General features: G+C 64.6%; 10 protein-coding genes. 8 read left to right on the top strand and 2 right to left on the bottom strand.

Annotated elements, in window-relative coordinates:
* Nucleotides 1–18: 18 nt before the first annotated feature.
* Nucleotides 19–768 (bottom strand): DUF481 domain-containing protein, encoded by a 750-nt coding sequence (locus BUA41_RS04160; RefSeq protein WP_072820003.1) that lies wholly within the window; start codon nt 766–768, stop codon nt 19–21.
* 114 nt (nt 769–882) lie between these two features.
* Nucleotides 883–3,408: a penicillin-binding protein 1A gene (locus tag BUA41_RS04155; RefSeq protein ID WP_072820001.1), complete on the bottom strand. Its 2,526-nt coding sequence runs from the start codon at nt 3,406–3,408 to the stop codon at nt 883–885.
* A 285-nt stretch (nt 3,409–3,693) separates the two neighbouring features.
* Between BUA41_RS04155 and pilM the strand changes: the two genes are divergently transcribed.
* The 8 genes from pilM (at nt 3,694) to gltB (ending at nt 14,922) form a co-directional block, all read left to right on the top strand.
* Nucleotides 3,694–4,758, top strand: a complete 1,065-nt coding sequence (gene pilM, locus BUA41_RS04150; protein WP_072819999.1) for a type IV pilus assembly protein PilM — start codon at nt 3,694–3,696, stop codon at nt 4,756–4,758.
* Complete coding sequence (locus BUA41_RS04145; protein WP_072819997.1) at nt 4,755–5,342, top strand: PilN domain-containing protein; 588 nt, start codon at nt 4,755–4,757, stop codon at nt 5,340–5,342. Before pilM ends, BUA41_RS04145 begins: the two co-directional genes overlap by 4 nt.
* Nucleotides 5,339–5,953 carry a type IV pilus inner membrane component PilO gene (locus tag BUA41_RS04140; RefSeq protein ID WP_072819995.1) on the top strand — a complete coding sequence of 205 codons (615 nt, stop codon included), beginning with the start codon at nt 5,339–5,341 and terminating at the stop codon, nt 5,951–5,953. The genes BUA41_RS04145 and BUA41_RS04140 overlap by 4 nt, the downstream gene beginning before the upstream one ends.
* Entirely contained in the window at nt 5,950–6,489 is a 540-nt protein-coding gene (locus BUA41_RS04135) for a pilus assembly protein PilP (RefSeq protein ID WP_072819981.1), read from the top strand. Before BUA41_RS04140 ends, BUA41_RS04135 begins: the two co-directional genes overlap by 4 nt.
* Before the next feature lie 31 nt (nt 6,490–6,520).
* The gene (locus BUA41_RS04130; RefSeq protein ID WP_084671122.1) at nt 6,521–8,620 is read left to right on the top strand and encodes a type IV pilus secretin PilQ; all 2,100 of its coding nucleotides are present in this window, start codon (nt 6,521–6,523) and stop codon (nt 8,618–8,620) included.
* Complete coding sequence (gene aroK, locus BUA41_RS04125; RefSeq protein WP_072819977.1) at nt 8,620–9,162, top strand: shikimate kinase AroK; 543 nt, start codon at nt 8,620–8,622, stop codon at nt 9,160–9,162. The genes BUA41_RS04130 and aroK overlap by 1 nt, the downstream gene beginning before the upstream one ends.
* A 4-nt stretch (nt 9,163–9,166) precedes the next feature.
* Nucleotides 9,167–10,273: a 3-dehydroquinate synthase gene (gene aroB, locus BUA41_RS04120; RefSeq protein ID WP_072819975.1), complete on the top strand. Its 1,107-nt coding sequence runs from the start codon at nt 9,167–9,169 to the stop codon at nt 10,271–10,273.
* A gap of 197 nt (nt 10,274–10,470) precedes the next feature.
* The gene (gltB, locus tag BUA41_RS04115; protein WP_072819973.1) at nt 10,471–14,922 is read left to right on the top strand and encodes a glutamate synthase large subunit; all 4,452 of its coding nucleotides are present in this window, start codon (nt 10,471–10,473) and stop codon (nt 14,920–14,922) included.
* Nucleotides 14,923–14,924 lie beyond the last annotated feature (2 nt).

The following is a 14,924-nucleotide window of genomic DNA, read 5'->3' as shown; positions in this document are numbered from 1 at the left end:
GGCAGCGGCCTCGTCCGCTCACCAATTGTAGAGCAGCGAGGCCGCCGTGGTCCTGTCCGTGTCCACCTCGGCGTCGTCCGGCGGGTCGGAATTGTTCTTGATCTCGTGAGAGATGCGCAGCGCCAGGCTGGCGTTGAGCTGGGTCGTGATGGCGGTGAAGGAGCGGGTCGTGACATTCTCCCGGGTGCCTTCCACGGACAGTTCCTGCTGAAAGTTCGTTCCCTCGGAAATCTCCCATTCATAATCCAGTGCGCCGTAGCCCACCGCCAGGTTCTTGACCTCGCCATTCTCCAGGGCATCACGCCGGTAGCCCGGGCCCGCCTCGACCGACAGGGTGTGCGTGGGGCCGGTGAGCAGTTGCCGCCCGTAGCCGCCGATCAGGGTCGTCTGATAGCGATAGCCGCTGAAGCGGTCCCTCTCCCAGCGCGCAAAGCCGAACAGGTAATGCGGCCCATCGAAGTCGTAGCGCTCGCGACCGGCCAGCAGGTACCGTTCGGCACTGGTCTCATCGTCTTCCTCGACCTTGCGGGTCTCGCCGCGCAGGCTGTGGGTGAGGCGACCTGTCAACCAGGTCAGACGGCCCTTGGCGATGAGGGTCTCGCTATCGGTGTTGCCCGAGAGATGGGTGTAGCCCAGCTCCGCCTGCCCACTGAAAACCGGCGCGTCGTCCTCGGGCGCGGGTGGGGCATAGAACGAGGCGGCATGCACTGAGGTGCTATGCAGCAAGGCGCTGATGAGTAGCGTCGCTGCCAGCCTGACGCGTGGCATGTCGAAAGCTCCTGGTTTCTCGTCGTCATGCTGGCGCTTTCGGGAAGCGCCAGGGGGAGGGGGAGGTGGCGAAGCCGGCAGGGCGACACGGCACCCTCACCAGCTTGCCGGGTGTCAGAAGATCGCTTCGTAGGTGCCGGTGCCCTGTGAACCGCTGCGATCTTCCAGTTCGCGCTGAATGCGTCTGGGCTCGAAGTCGGGCAGATTGCCTTCCCGGAACAGCTCCTCGATGCCACCCGGCTGATCGTCGTGCAGCAGGCGTCCGGTCTCCGGGTCGATGCGTTCGGTGACGATGCCTTCGGGGCGCTCGGGGATGCTCTCCGGCTTGCCCTCCAGCGCGTTGCGCATGAAATCCTTCCAGATCGGCAGCGCGGCCTGGGCACCGTACTCGCCGGTACTCTCGTTGCTGTCCTTGCCGACCCACACCGTGGCCACCAGGTCGCTGTTGAAGCCCGAGAACCAGGCATCGCGCTGCTCGTTGGTGGTGCCTGTCTTGCCGACGATATCGCTGCGGTTCAGGTCGAGGGCGGCGCGACCGGTGCCGCGCTCGATGACGTCGCGCATCATGTCGCGCAGGATATAGAGTACCTGCGGGTCGACGACTCGCTTGGCCAGCGGATAGGTCCTGTCGTCGATGCGGGTTTCGCCGGCGCCCTCGGGGCAGGAGGGGCAGGCGACCTGCGGCGTGGACTCGGCCAGCGGCGCTTCCTCGCCGACATGCAGGACCCGTTCGATGTACCAGGGGGTCACCTTGAAGCCTCCGTTGGCCAGCACGGCATAGGCGTTGGCCATCTCCAGCGGGGTCAGTGAAGCGCTACCCAGGGCCAGGGAGAGCCCCTGGGGCAGGCGTCCCTCGGCAAAGCCGAAGCGTTCGAGGAATTCTCGGGCATTTTCCAGTCCCAGGGCCTGCAGCACGCGAATGGTCACCAGATTGCGCGACCGGTAGAGACCGACGCGCAATCGGGTCGGCCCGCGGAACTCACCCTCGGAATTGCCCGGACGCCAATCGCCGCTCACGTCGCTCATCACCACCGGTGCATCGTTGACGACCGTGGCGGCGGTCATGTCACCTTCCTGCAGTGCGGCCAGGTAGATGAAAGGCTTGAAGATGGAGCCGGCCTGGCGGTTGGCCTGGGTGGCGCGATTGAACTTGCTCTGGGCGAAACTGAAGCCACCCTGCAGCGCCCGGATGGCTCCGGTTCGGGGGTCGAGCACGACGATCGCGCCCTCGATCCCGGGGCGCTGGGAAAGACGCCAGTCGCCCTCGTCGTCGCGCAGTATGCGTACCAGCGAACCCGGGCTGGCGATCTGTTCGGCGCTAGTGGGTTCCTCGCCGCGCCACTCGGGGCTACGGTATTCCCGCGCCCACTTCAGGGCCTCCCACTCCAGGGTGACCAGGTCGGCATCGCGGGTCAGTACCTGCATCTGCTGACCATCGGTGGATGCCACGATCGCGGGCTGCAACGGCCCCATGACCGGCGTGCGATCCAGCACCTTGAGCCAGTTGCTGACATCACCCTCGATACCGCTGACCTTTGCCTCGCTGCTCTGGGCGGCCTGACGTGCGGTCTCCATGATTTCCGGCGATGCGGAAAGCTCTTCCTCGAGACCCTCGCGCTGAGTCTGATCCTGGGCTTCGACCAGGCTCGGCGGGATGTCGGTCTGCTCGGCGCCGCGCCAGCCGTGCCGGGTGTCGTAGTCGATCAATCCCTTCACCAGTGCCTCGCGGGCCTGCTCCTGCAGTTGGCTGTCGAGGGTGGTATAGAGCCTGTAGCCGCCGGTATAGGCATCATCGGCGAAGCGCTCGACGGCAAACTGTCGCGCCATCTCGGCGATATAGGAGGCTTCGACCTCGACCTGGGCCGTGTAGCGACGTGCCGTCAGCGGTGCCTGGACCGCTTCCTCGTAGCTGGCCCTATCGATGTAGTCCAGTTCACGCATGCGGTAGAGGATCCAGTTGCGGCGGATCAGCGAGCGCTCGGGGTTGGCCAGGGGATTGAAGGTCGAGGGCGCCTTGGGAAGCCCCGCGATCATGGCCTTTTCGGCCAGGGTCAGCGCCTCCAGAGGCTTGTCGTAATAGGTCTCCGCGGCAGCGGCGATGCCGTAGGCGCGATGCCCCAGGAAGATCTTGTTGACGTAGAGTTCGAAGATTTCCTCCTTGCTGAGAATCTGCTCCATCTGCAGGGCCAGGAGGATCTCGCGAATCTTGCGGGTAAAGGTGCGATCCAGGGTCAGCAGGTAGTTGCGGGCCACCTGCATGGTGATGGTGCTGCCGCCGGACTGAATGTCACCGCCACTGGCGATCAACTCGAATGCCGCCCGAGCGAGGCCCTTGGGGTCGACACCGGGGTGGTCGAAATAGCTGGCATCTTCCGCCGCCAGGAACGCCTGGACCATGTCCCGGGGGATGGCCTCGTAGGTGACCGGGGTGCGCCGCTCCTCTCCGAATTCGCCGATCAGCTTCTCGTCCCGGGTGTAGATGCGCAGCGGCGTCTGCAGCTCGTAATCCTGCAACTGGCGCACATCCGGCAGGCCTGGGGCGAAGTACAACGCAGCCCCGATCACCGCCAGCACGCTAGCGGCGCCAAGGGAAAGCAAGAGCCACAGGGTCGAGGAAAGCAGGCGTCTGAAAAACTTCATGAAATGGCGATATCCGTGGTAATCGAATGGCGACCGAGCGGTGAAGCGGCGAACGACCCCCGTGCCGGGCAATCGTAAAGCGGGTATGTCCAGCCAGGTATTCTGAACTGCGCATTATATAGAAAGCTGGCGATGCGGAAACCAGTCTCGTCGACTCCTTGAGAGGAAGAAGTGTGAAAGTTCAGGCAGGGCAGGTGCCTATGTACATCGACAGCATTAATGATTTTTCTGCACGGGCCGATAAAGAGACAAACGAACAACCGCAACGTGCATAGGGGCCATACATTGCTAGGGCTAAATGCGTCCGCCAAGGGGCTCGTCGGTGTCGATATCACCTCGGCAACGGTCAAGCTGATCGAACTCAGGCGTCGTGGGCAGCACTACCACGTCGAAAGCTATGCCGTGCGCCCACTGCGCGAGGGGGCCGTGGTCGAGCGCCGCATCCGCAACATGGAGGAGGTGGTGGAGGCCATCGGTCGTGCCGTCGACCAGGCCCGCCCTCACAGTCGCCACGCCGTCGTGGCGATTCCTCCCAATGCGGCCATCACCAAGACGCTGATACTGCCGTCATCGTTGAGTGACGAGGAAATCGAGGCGCGGATTCAACTCGAGTCCGACCGGCACATTCCTTTCCCATTCAACGAAGTCGCCTTCGATTTTCAGCGTCTGGGGGCCAACGTCCGCTATCCCGATCAGCAGGATGTGCTGCTGGTCGCCTGTCGACAGCAGGAGGTGGGTCAGCTTACCGACGCCGTCCTTCAGGCGGGGCTCGAGCCGACGGCGGTGGAGATCGAGACCTTTGCCACGGAGCGGGTCTTCGGTGAACTGAGCCACCAGTTCGGGCTTTCCGGCGACGAGGATGAGTGTGTCGCCCTGGTCGACATCGGCGCCACGATGAACGCCTTCCATGTCCTGCAGCGGGGACGCACCATCTATAGCCGGGACACGGTCTTCGGCGGGCGCAAGCTGACCGAGGACATCCGGGAGCGTTATGGCCTGAGTCTGGAAGAGGCGGGGCTGTCCAAGAAGCGCGGCGGCCTGCCCGAGGATTACGAGGACCATGTGCTGACCCCCTTCATCGATACCCTGATCCAGCAGATCGGCAGGTCCCTGCAACTCTATTACACCGCCGGACGCAACCCCGAGGTCACGCGACTGATCCTCGCCGGCGGTTCCTGCCTGGTACCGGGACTCAGCGAGAAGCTCGCCGCCAGTAGCGGCATGAGCGTGGAGATCGCCGATCCCTTCGCACGCATGACGATCAATTCCCGGGTCAATGCCTCGACCCTGACCAATGATGCCCCGGCCATGCTGACGGCCTGTGGCCTGGCCATGAGGTCTCGCTCATGAGTATCGAAATCAACCTGCTGCCCTGGCGCGAGGCGCAGCGAGAAAAACGTCATCGCCGCTTCCTGGTCGGGGTGGGGCTGGCGGCCCTGATGGGGATCGCCGGAGGCTGGGGGCTGACGCAGTTCTATCAGCAGGCGCTGGACGTGCAGCGCGAGCGTAACCAGTTCATCGAGGCCCAGATGCAGATCCTCGACAAGGACATCGAAGAGATTCGCAAGTATCAGGAGTTGCGGGAGCGAATGCTGACCCAGATCAAGCTGATTCGCGAACTGCAGTTCAGTCGCCCCCAGACGGTGCGCGTGTTCAACCAGTTGGTCTACAGCCTGGGGGAGGGCGTGCATTACACCGAGTTGACGCGCCAGCAGAACCAGTTGCGCTTCATCGGCCGGGCCGACACCAACCGCCAGGTATCCGATCAATTGCGGGCCATCGAGGCCACCGAGGTGTTCGAGGTTCCCCTGCTCTCCGAGGTGCAGGCCGAAGAGTCCGGAACCACCCGGCGCTTCGGGATGAGCGTCATGGAGATATTGCCCGGATCCGTCGCTGGCCAGGCCAGCCAGACCAAGAAGGAGAGCACACCATGACACTCAAGGCGGAATTGCAGCGGTTACGCGATCTCGACTGGCGTGAACTGGATGTGCGGGAAGCCGGTACCTGGCCGATATCGCTGAAGGTGATCTGCCATCTGCTGGTGCTGGGGGGGCTCTTCTGGGCCATGAACTGGTACGTGGCAGCCCCCAGAGCCGAGCTGCTCGAACGCGCCCGGAGCGAAGAGCGCGAGCTGATCCAGCGCTACGAAAGCAAGGCCTATCAGGCCGCCAGCCTGCCTACGATGCGCAAGCAGATGGGAGAGCTCGAGGCGCGGATGGCCGTGCTGCTGGAAATGTTGCCCACCGGTGTGGAAGTCCCGGCATTGATCGACAACATCAGCGACACCGCGCACGACAACCAGTTGACCATCGATTTCATCCGGCTGCTCGAACCGAAGCCGCAGGAGTTCTACACCGAGCAGCCGTTCGACATCCAGGTCCAGGGCGACTATCACCGTATCGCTGCCTTCCTCTCGGGAGTGGCGGGGTTGCCGCGCATCGTCACCCTGCACGATTTCAAGCTCGTCCCGGCAGAGCAGACGGATACGTTGCGTCTGTCGATGCTGGCCAAGACTTACAACCACCGCTCGGAGAGCCAGCCATGAGAGAAAGACGTGTGCTTGGGTCGCTGTTGGCATTGATGCTGGTCGGCTGCAGCGACAGTGATCTGCCGACGCTCGAGCGTCAGCTTGCGGAATTGCGGGCTCGGCCCACCGGCCAGGTCGCCCCGCTTCCCGAGGCGCCGGAATACCGACCGGTGACCTACGACCAGGCGGCCGGGCGAAGCCCCTTCGTCCCGGAACGGCCCGAACCCGAACAGGCCACCGTCGACGACAGCTCCCTGACACCGGATTTCGAGCGCCGCAAGGAGCCTCTCGAAGCCTATGCCCTGGAGTCGCTGACCCTGTTGGGCACGCTGCGGATCGATGACCGGGCTTCGGTGCTGGTCCGCGACCCCGAGGGAGAAGTGCATCGTCTGCATCCCGGGGAGCATCTGGGTACCGATTTTGGACGCATCACCCGTATCGATGAGCGTTCCGTGCAACTCATGGAGATCGTGCCGAATGGCCAGGGTGGCTGGATCGAGCGCAGCCGCACCATTGCACTGAACGATGAAGATGAAGAAAAGCGCCAAGGCTGAGGCGACAGAACGCAGGTTACAGGGGAATGACATGAGACAATTCTTTCGCACGATGTTGGCGACGATGCTGCTTGGAGGCGCGGCGCCGGCCTTGGCCCAGTCGTCACTGGTGGGCATCGATTTCGACCAGCGCAGCGAGAACGAACTCGAGGTCTTGTTGCACTTCTCGGGAGGGCTGCCCGAAGTGCGCGGCTATCGCATCGATTCGCCGCCGCGCCTGACCGTCGACCTCCTGGAAACGGCGAGTGCGATCGACCGGCGACGCTTCGATCTGGACCTGGCCGGTGTCGACCACCTGGTGGCCGTGGAGTCCGGCAAGCGGACCCGTCTGGTGTTCGGGCTCGATGACACATTGTCTTACTCCATTCGCGAACAGGGCAACGTCCTGGTGCTCACCCTGGGCGGCGGCGTGACCGACCAGCAGGCGTCCCCGACACTCGTCGAGGCCAGGCCCGAGCCTGCCAGCGCGCAGCCTGTCGCCAACCCGCAGCCGGTCGCCACCCCGCGTTCGACAGCGTCGCTGGAGCCGCGCATCGAGGATATCGACTTCCGTCGGGGCGACAAGGGCGCCAGCCGGCTGACGGTGACCTTCGATCGAAGCGGTGTCGATGCCCGGGTCGAGGAGCGCGGCGACCGGCGCATCGTGGCAGACCTCGGCGATGCCAACCTGCCGGCCTCGCTCTTCCAGATCCTTGATGTCAGCGATTTCGGAACGCCGATGCAGCGCATCGTGCCGCAGCTGGAAGGCCCTGGCGTCCAGTTGCTGATCGAGACCCAGGGCGACTATGCCATGATCTCGACGCTCAACGGGCGCGAGCTGGTGGTCGAGGCCAAGCCCGTGCCTCGTGCCGAGCGCGAGGCCGAGGAGCGTGAGCGCTTCCCCTATACCGGCAAGCCCATCACCCTCAACTTCCAGGATATCGAGGTGCGCGAGGTGCTGGCGATCATCGCCGACTTCACCGGCCTCAACCTGGTGGCCCGGGACAGCGTCCAGGGCAGCGTGACGCTGAACCTGCAGGAAGTGCCCTGGGATCAGGCGCTGGACCTGGTGCTCAAGAGCCACGGCCTGGCCAGCCGGAAGACCGGCAACGTGCTGGTGGTGGCACCGGCGGAGGAGCTGGCGGCCATGGAACGCCTGGAGTTCGAGACCCAGGCCCAGAAGCAGGAGCTGGCGCCGCTCACCACCGAGTATCTCCAGGTGCGCTATGCCAAGGCCGATGAGCTCGCGGAACTGCTGCGCGGCGCCGAGGGGCTGGGCCTGCTCTCCGAGCGGGGCAAGGTGAGCGTCGATGCGCGCACCAATACCCTGCTGATCCAGGAGACCCCGGAACAGCTCGAGGCGATCAAGTTGACCCTCGACCGGCTGGACGTGCCGGTGCGCCAGGTCCAGATCGAGGCGCGCATCGTCATCGCTCGGGACAGCGCAGCCCGGGAACTGGGGGTCAACTGGGGGCTCTCCTCCACGGACGCGGTCAACGGCGTGCTGGGTGACGGCAGCAGCCTGGACCTGAGCGGGGCCTCGAATGGCCAGGCGCCCAACGGCGGGCTCTCGGTGGATCTGGGTGATGACCTCAGTCCTGGCAGCGTCTTCAGCTTCGGCTATCTCTCCGGCGATATCCTGCTCGATCTGGAGCTGCGCGCCCTGGAAAGCGAAGGCAAGAGCCAGACCATCTCCCAGCCCAAGGTGATCACCGCCAACCAGAAGAAGGCCGTGATCAAGCAGGGCCAGGAGGTCCCCTATCAGGAGGCCACGTCCAGCGGGGCCACCAACATCGAGTTCAAGGAGGCCGTGCTGTCCCTGGCGGTCACGCCCCAGATCACCCCGGATGATCGCATCATCATGGATCTGATCATCAACAAGGACAGTGTGGCCGATACCAGCTTCGCCGGCGCGCCGGCCATCGACACCAACGAGATCGAGACCCAGGTGCTGGTGCGCAATGGTGAAACCGTGGTGCTGGGGGGCATCCTGACCACCGAGCAGCTGAAGAACCTGTTCAAGACGCCCTTCCTGGGAGACATCCCGGTGCTGGGCCATCTATTCCGCTATACCGAACAGAGCAATCAGAAGGTAGAATTGCTAGTCTTCATCACTCCGAAGATCATCGAGGACAGACTGGCGATTCGCTGATGCAGGGTTTTCCCAATCTCTTTCTGGTCGGCCCCATGGGGGCCGGCAAAAGCACCATCGGCCGCCTTCTGGCGGCCGAGTTGCAGCGCGATTTCGTCGATAGCGACCACGAGATCCAGGGGCGCTGCGGCGCCGACATCCCCTGGATCTTCGATGTGGAGGGGGAAGAAGGCTTTCGTGAGCGTGAGAGACAGATCATCGAGGAACTGACCCAGCGACCAGAGATCGTGCTGGCCACCGGGGGCGGGGCGGTCATCAGCGAAGCCAACCGCCGGGCCCTGCGCGAGCGCGGCACGGTGATCTATCTGTATGCCACCGTCGAACAGCAGTTGCGGCGTACCGCCAAGGACCGCAACCGCCCCCTGCTGCGCCACAAGGACCCCGAGGCGGTACTGCGCGGGCTCTTCGAGGTGCGCGATCCGCTCTACCGGGCCACCGCCGACCTGGTGATACGCACCGACCGCCGCGGTCCCAAATCCGTGGTCAACGACATACTGCGTCGCGTGACGCGCCTCATCGACCCTCTGCAAACCAAGGCCTGAAGCCATGAATGCGCGCCAAGCCCCGCCGCGAACCCTGAACGTCGCTCTCGAGGAGCGCAGCTATCCCATCCACATCGGTTCGCAAGTGCTCGGCGACCCGGCGATGCTGCGGCCCTACCTGGCCGGGCGGCAGGTGTTGATCGTCACCAACGAGACGGTGGCACCCCTCTATCTGGCATCGCTCAAGCAAGGGCTAGGCGATGACCTCGAGGTACGCGAGCTGATCCTGCCGGATGGCGAACACACCAAGACCCTGGCCTCGGTGGAGCGAATCTGGGATGCCCTGCTCGAGGCCGGGTTCAATCGCCAATGCACCCTCGTCGCCCTGGGCGGTGGCGTGATCGGGGACATGACCGGCTACGCCGCGGCCTGCTATCAGCGGGGCGTGGCCTTCATCCAGGTGCCGACCACGCTGCTCTCCCAGGTCGACTCCTCGGTCGGCGGCAAGACCGGGGTGAACCACCCGCGTGGCAAGAACATGATCGGCGCGTTCTGGCAGCCGCGAGCGGTGGTGATCGACACCGCCACGCTCGCCACCCTGCCCGGTCGCGAACTGACCGCCGGGCTGGCCGAGGTGATCAAGTACGCCCTGATCCGCGATCTCGACTTTCTCGCCTGGCTGGAAACCCACATGGCTGCCCTGCGCGGGCTGGACGAGACGTCCCTCAGCGAGGCCATCCTGCGCAGTTGCGCCACCAAGGCCGAGATCGTCGCTGCGGACGAGACCGAGCAGGGGGTGCGCGCACTGCTGAACCTGGGCCATACCTTCGGCCACGCCATCGAGGCGCATCAAGGTTATGGCTACTGGCTGCATGGCGAGGCGGTGGGGGCCGGCATGCACATGGCGACCCTGCTTTCCCGGCAACTGGGCTGGCTGGCCGAGGTCGAGGTGGAGCGCGTGAGCGCCCTGCTGGCGTCGGCAGGCCTGCCCCTGGCCGCCCCGGCGAACATGGATGCCAAGGCGTTTCTCGAGCGCATGCGCCTGGACAAGAAGAATCGCGACAGCCGCATTCGCCTCGTGCTCTTGCGGGCACTCGGCGATGCCTGCCTGCACGACGATACGCCACCGGCACTGCTCGAATCCTTTCTGGAAGGCTATTCCCGAGCCTGACGGCTAGACTAGTCTCTTGCGGCGGCGCCAGGGCCCCACGGGCGTGAGGGCTTTTGCATTGGCGTGCCCAGTCGATGTAATCTTCCTCATCTTGTCTATCGCGCATGACGTATGCATGAATTGCATAATAAAAGATCGCAGCCGCCCATGCAGCGGCTCGGCTTACCGATACTTTCGAACGCTTGAGAGGCACGCCCATGAGAAAAGGTCTTCATCAGCCTGGCGAGTTTCGTGACAACTGCGGCTTCGGCCTGATCGCTCACATGCAAGGCGAGCCCAGTCACGACCTGCTGAAAACCGCCATCGAGTCCTTGACCTGCATGACCCACCGCGGCGGAATCGCGGCGGATGGCAAGACCGGCGACGGTTGCGGCCTGCTGTTCGCCATGCCCACCGGCTTCATGCGCGAGCTGGCCCGGGAGGGCCTGGGGGTCGAGCTGGGCGAGCGCTTTGCCGTCGGCGTGGTGTTCTTTCCGGATGACGATCAGCGGGAAGCCCGGGCCCGCGAGACACTCGAGGGCGAACTTGTCGAGCGCGGCCTGACGGTACACGGCTGGCGGGACGTGCCCACCGACCCCAGCGTCTGTGGCCCGATGGCGCTGGAGTGCCTACCGCGGATTCGCCAGATATTCGTCGAAGCGGATGACGACCGGGCGGCCCCGGCTTTCAATGTCGATCTGTTCATGGCCCGTCGTCTTGCCGAGCAGAAGCTCAAGAACGAAGAGGACTTCTATGTCTGCTCCCTGTCGTCCCGAGTCCTCTCCTACAAGGGCCTGATGATGCCCGTGGACCTGCCGACCTTCTATCACGACCTCGGCGATCCACGTCTCGAGACCTCGACCTGCGTCTTCCATCAGCGCTTCTCGACCAATACCGCGCCGCGCTGGCCCCTGGCCCAGCCGTTTCGCTTCCTGGCCCACAACGGCGAGATCAATACCATCGAGGCCAATCGCGGCTGGGCCAACTCGCGCAAGGAGAACTTCGTCAGCGAGTTGCTGCCCGACATCACCCAGCTCGAGGAGATCGTCAACACCCGGGGGTCCGACTCGTCGAGCATGGACAACATGCTCGAGGTGCTGCTGACCGGCGGCATGGACCTGTACAACGCCATTCGCATGATGGTGCCGCCGGCCTGGCAGAACGTCGAGACCATGGATGGGGACCTGCGTGCCTTCTACGAATACAACTCCATGCACATGGAGGCCTGGGACGGGCCGGCGGGCCTGGTGATGACCGACGGCCGCAATGCGGTGTGCATGCTCGATCGCAACGGCCTGCGCCCGGCACGCTGGGTGATCACCAGGAACGGCTACATCACCCTGGCCTCCGAGATCGGCACTTATGGTTACCAGCCCGAGGACGTGGTGGCCAAGGGGCGGGTCGGACCGGGTCAGATCCTCGGCGTGGATACCCATACCGGCGAGGTGCTGCACACCCAGGATATCGACAATCGGCTCAAGTCGGCCTACCCCTACAAGCGCTGGCTGAAGGACCGCGCCCACTACCTGGAGTCGGCGCTGACCGAACTGGCGCGTTTCCACCCGTTCGATGCCGATGAACTCGCCGTGTATCAGAAGATGTTCCAGGTGACCTTCGAGGAGCGTGACCAGCTGCTGCGTCCCCTGGCCGAAAGCGCCCAGGAAGCGGTCGGTTCCATGGGCGACGATACGCCCATGGCGGTGCTGTCCCGTCGGGGGCGCATGCTCACCGACTATTTCCGTCAGAAGTTCGCCCAGGTCACCAACCCGGCCATCGACCCGCTGCGCGAAGCGATCGTGATGTCGCTGGAGACCTGCTGCGGGGCCGAGCTCAATGTCTTCGAGACCACCCCGGATCACGCGCACCGTTTGATCCTCACCGCGCCGGTGCTGTCGCCGCGCAAGTTCACCGCCCTGGTCACCCAGGACGACGCGGCATTTCGCAGCCAGACCCTGAGCCTGAGTTACGACCCCGAGAAGAGCACCCTCAAGCAGGCCCTGCTCGAACTCTGCCAGGAAGCGGAGCGGGCAACGAAGGAAGGGGCGGTCATCCTGGTGCTTTCCGACGCCGATCTGCACAAAGGCTGGTTGCCGGTGCATGCCGTGCTCGCCACCGGGGCGATACACCACCATCTGGGCCGTCTGGCCCTGCGCCCCCGGGTCAACCTGATCGTGGAAACCGGCTATGCCCGGGATGCCCACCAGATGGCTGTGCTGTTCGGCGTGGGGGCCACGGCGATCTATCCCTACCTCGCCTATCAGGTGATGGCCGACATGCACCGCAGCGGCGAGCTGGTCGGCAACCCGGCGGATGCCCGGGAGAACTATCGCAAGGGATTGCAGAAGGGGCTCTACAAGATTCTCTCCAAGATGGGCATCTCGACCCTGGCATCCTATCGCGGCTCGCAGCTGTTCGAGGCGGTGGGGCTCTCCTCCGAGGTCATGGACCTGTGCTTCCCGGGCATGATGTCGCGCATCGAGGGCACCGGCTTCGCCGAACTGCAGCTGCAGCAGGAACTGCTCGCCCGGGATGCCTGGACACCACGCAAGACCCTGCGTCAGGGCGGCCTGCTCAAGTACGTGCACGATCACGAGTATCACGCCTACAACCCGGACGTGGTGATGACCCTGCAGCAGGCCGTGCAGCAGGGCGATTATGCCCAGTGGAAGAAGTTCGCCCGTCTGGTCAACGAGCGCCCCGTGGCGACCCTCCGCGACCTGCTCATGCTCAAGCCGGCTCCCGAGCCGCTGCCGCTTGACGAGGTGGAGCCGGTGGAGGAGCTGCTGCCGCGCTTCGACAGCGCCGGCATGTCTCTTGGGGCACTGTCTCCCGAGGCTCATGAAGCCCTGGCCCAGGCCATGAACGAGGCCGGCGGGCGCTCCAATTCCGGCGAAGGGGGCGAGGACCCGGCGCGTTACGGCACCATCAGAAGCTCCAAGATCAAGCAGATCGCCTCGGGACGCTTCGGCGTGACGCCGGCCTACCTGGTCAATGCCGAGGTGCTGCAGATCAAGATCGCCCAGGGCGCCAAGCCTGGCGAGGGCGGCCAGCTGCCCGGCGGCAAGGTCAACGAGCTGATTGCCCGGCTGCGTTACTCCGTTCCCGGCGTGACCCTGATCTCGCCCCCCCCGCATCACGACATCTACTCCATCGAGGATCTTGCCCAGCTGATCTTCGACCTGAAACAGGTCAATCCCACCGCCCAGGTCTCGGTCAAGCTGGTCTCGGAGCCCGGCATCGGCACCATCGCCACCGGGGTGGCCAAGGCCTACGCGGATCTGATCACCGTTTCCGGCTACGATGGCGGCACCGCGGCGAGCCCACTGACCTCGATCAAGCATGCCGGCAGCCCCTGGGAGCTGGGGCTTCCCGAGGTGCATCAGGCGCTGCGCATCAACGGCCTGCGCGACAAGATTCGCCTGCAGACCGATGGTGGCCTGAAGACCGGCCTCGACGTGGTCAAGGCGGCCATCCTGGGCGCCGAGAGCTTCGGCTTCGGCACCGCGCCGATGGTGGCGCTGGGCTGCAAGTACCTGCGCATCTGTCACCTCAACAACTGTGCCACCGGTGTCGCCACCCAGCACCAGTATCTGCGCGACGAACACTTCCGCGGCACCGTGGACATGGTCAAGCACTACTTCCGCTTCATCGCCGAGGAGGTGCGCGAGCTGATGGCCATGCTGGGGGTGCGCAAGCTCACCGACCTGATCGGACGCACCGACCTGCTCGAGGTGCTCGAGGGCGAGACCGCGTCCCAGCGCAAGCTCGATCTGACGCCACTGCTGACCAACGATTTCGTGCCGGAGGAGGCGCCGCAGTTCTGTCAGGTCAGCCGCAACGAACCCCACGATCTGGGAGCCAAGAACCAGGAGGTGCTCGAGGCGTTGATGACGGCCATCGAGGGGAAGGCCGGCGGCGAGTTCGAATTCACCATCACCAACTGCGACCGCTCGGTGGGGGCACGGGCCTCCGGTGAGATCGCCAAGCGCTATGGCGAGGCAGGCCTCGAGGAGGCGCCGATCGTCGCCCGTTTCACTGGTGTCGCCGGCCAGAGCTTCGGCGTCTGGAACGCCCGGGGGCTGCATCTGTATCTCGAGGGCGATGCCAACGATTACGTCGGCAAGGGCATGAACGGCGGCAAGGTGGTCATCGTGCCGCCGAAGAACAGCCAGTTCGCGAGCCACAGGACGGCGATCATCGGCAATACCTGCCTCTACGGCGCCACCGGCGGCAAGCTGTTTGCCGCGGGTACCGCCGGTGAACGCTTCGGCGTGCGCAACTCCGGGGTGCACGCGGTCGTCGAGGGGGCCGGCGATCACTGCTGCGAATACATGACCGGCGGCATGATCTGCGTGCTCGGCGAGACCGGTGTCAACTTCGGTGCCGGCATGACCGGTGGCTTCGCCTACGTGATCGACGAGGATCGCACCTTCGTCGACAAGTACAACCATGAGCTGGTGGAGATCCATCGCATCAACACCGAGGCCATGGAGGCCTATCGGCGTCATCTGCGGGAAGTGGTCCAGGAATACGTTGCCGAGACCGGCTCGGCCCGAGGACGCGAGATTCTCGAGGACTTCTCCGACTTCATTCGCCACTTCTGGCTGGTGAAGCCCAAGGCAGCGAGCCTCAACGGCTTGCTGGCAGAATCCCGTCGGCGGCCTGAATAGAG

Source organism: Modicisalibacter ilicicola DSM 19980 (assembly GCF_900128925.1).
Taxonomy (GTDB): Bacteria; Pseudomonadota; Gammaproteobacteria; order Pseudomonadales; family Halomonadaceae; genus Modicisalibacter; species Modicisalibacter ilicicola.
This window is presented reverse-complemented; position numbering and strand designations above follow the sequence as displayed.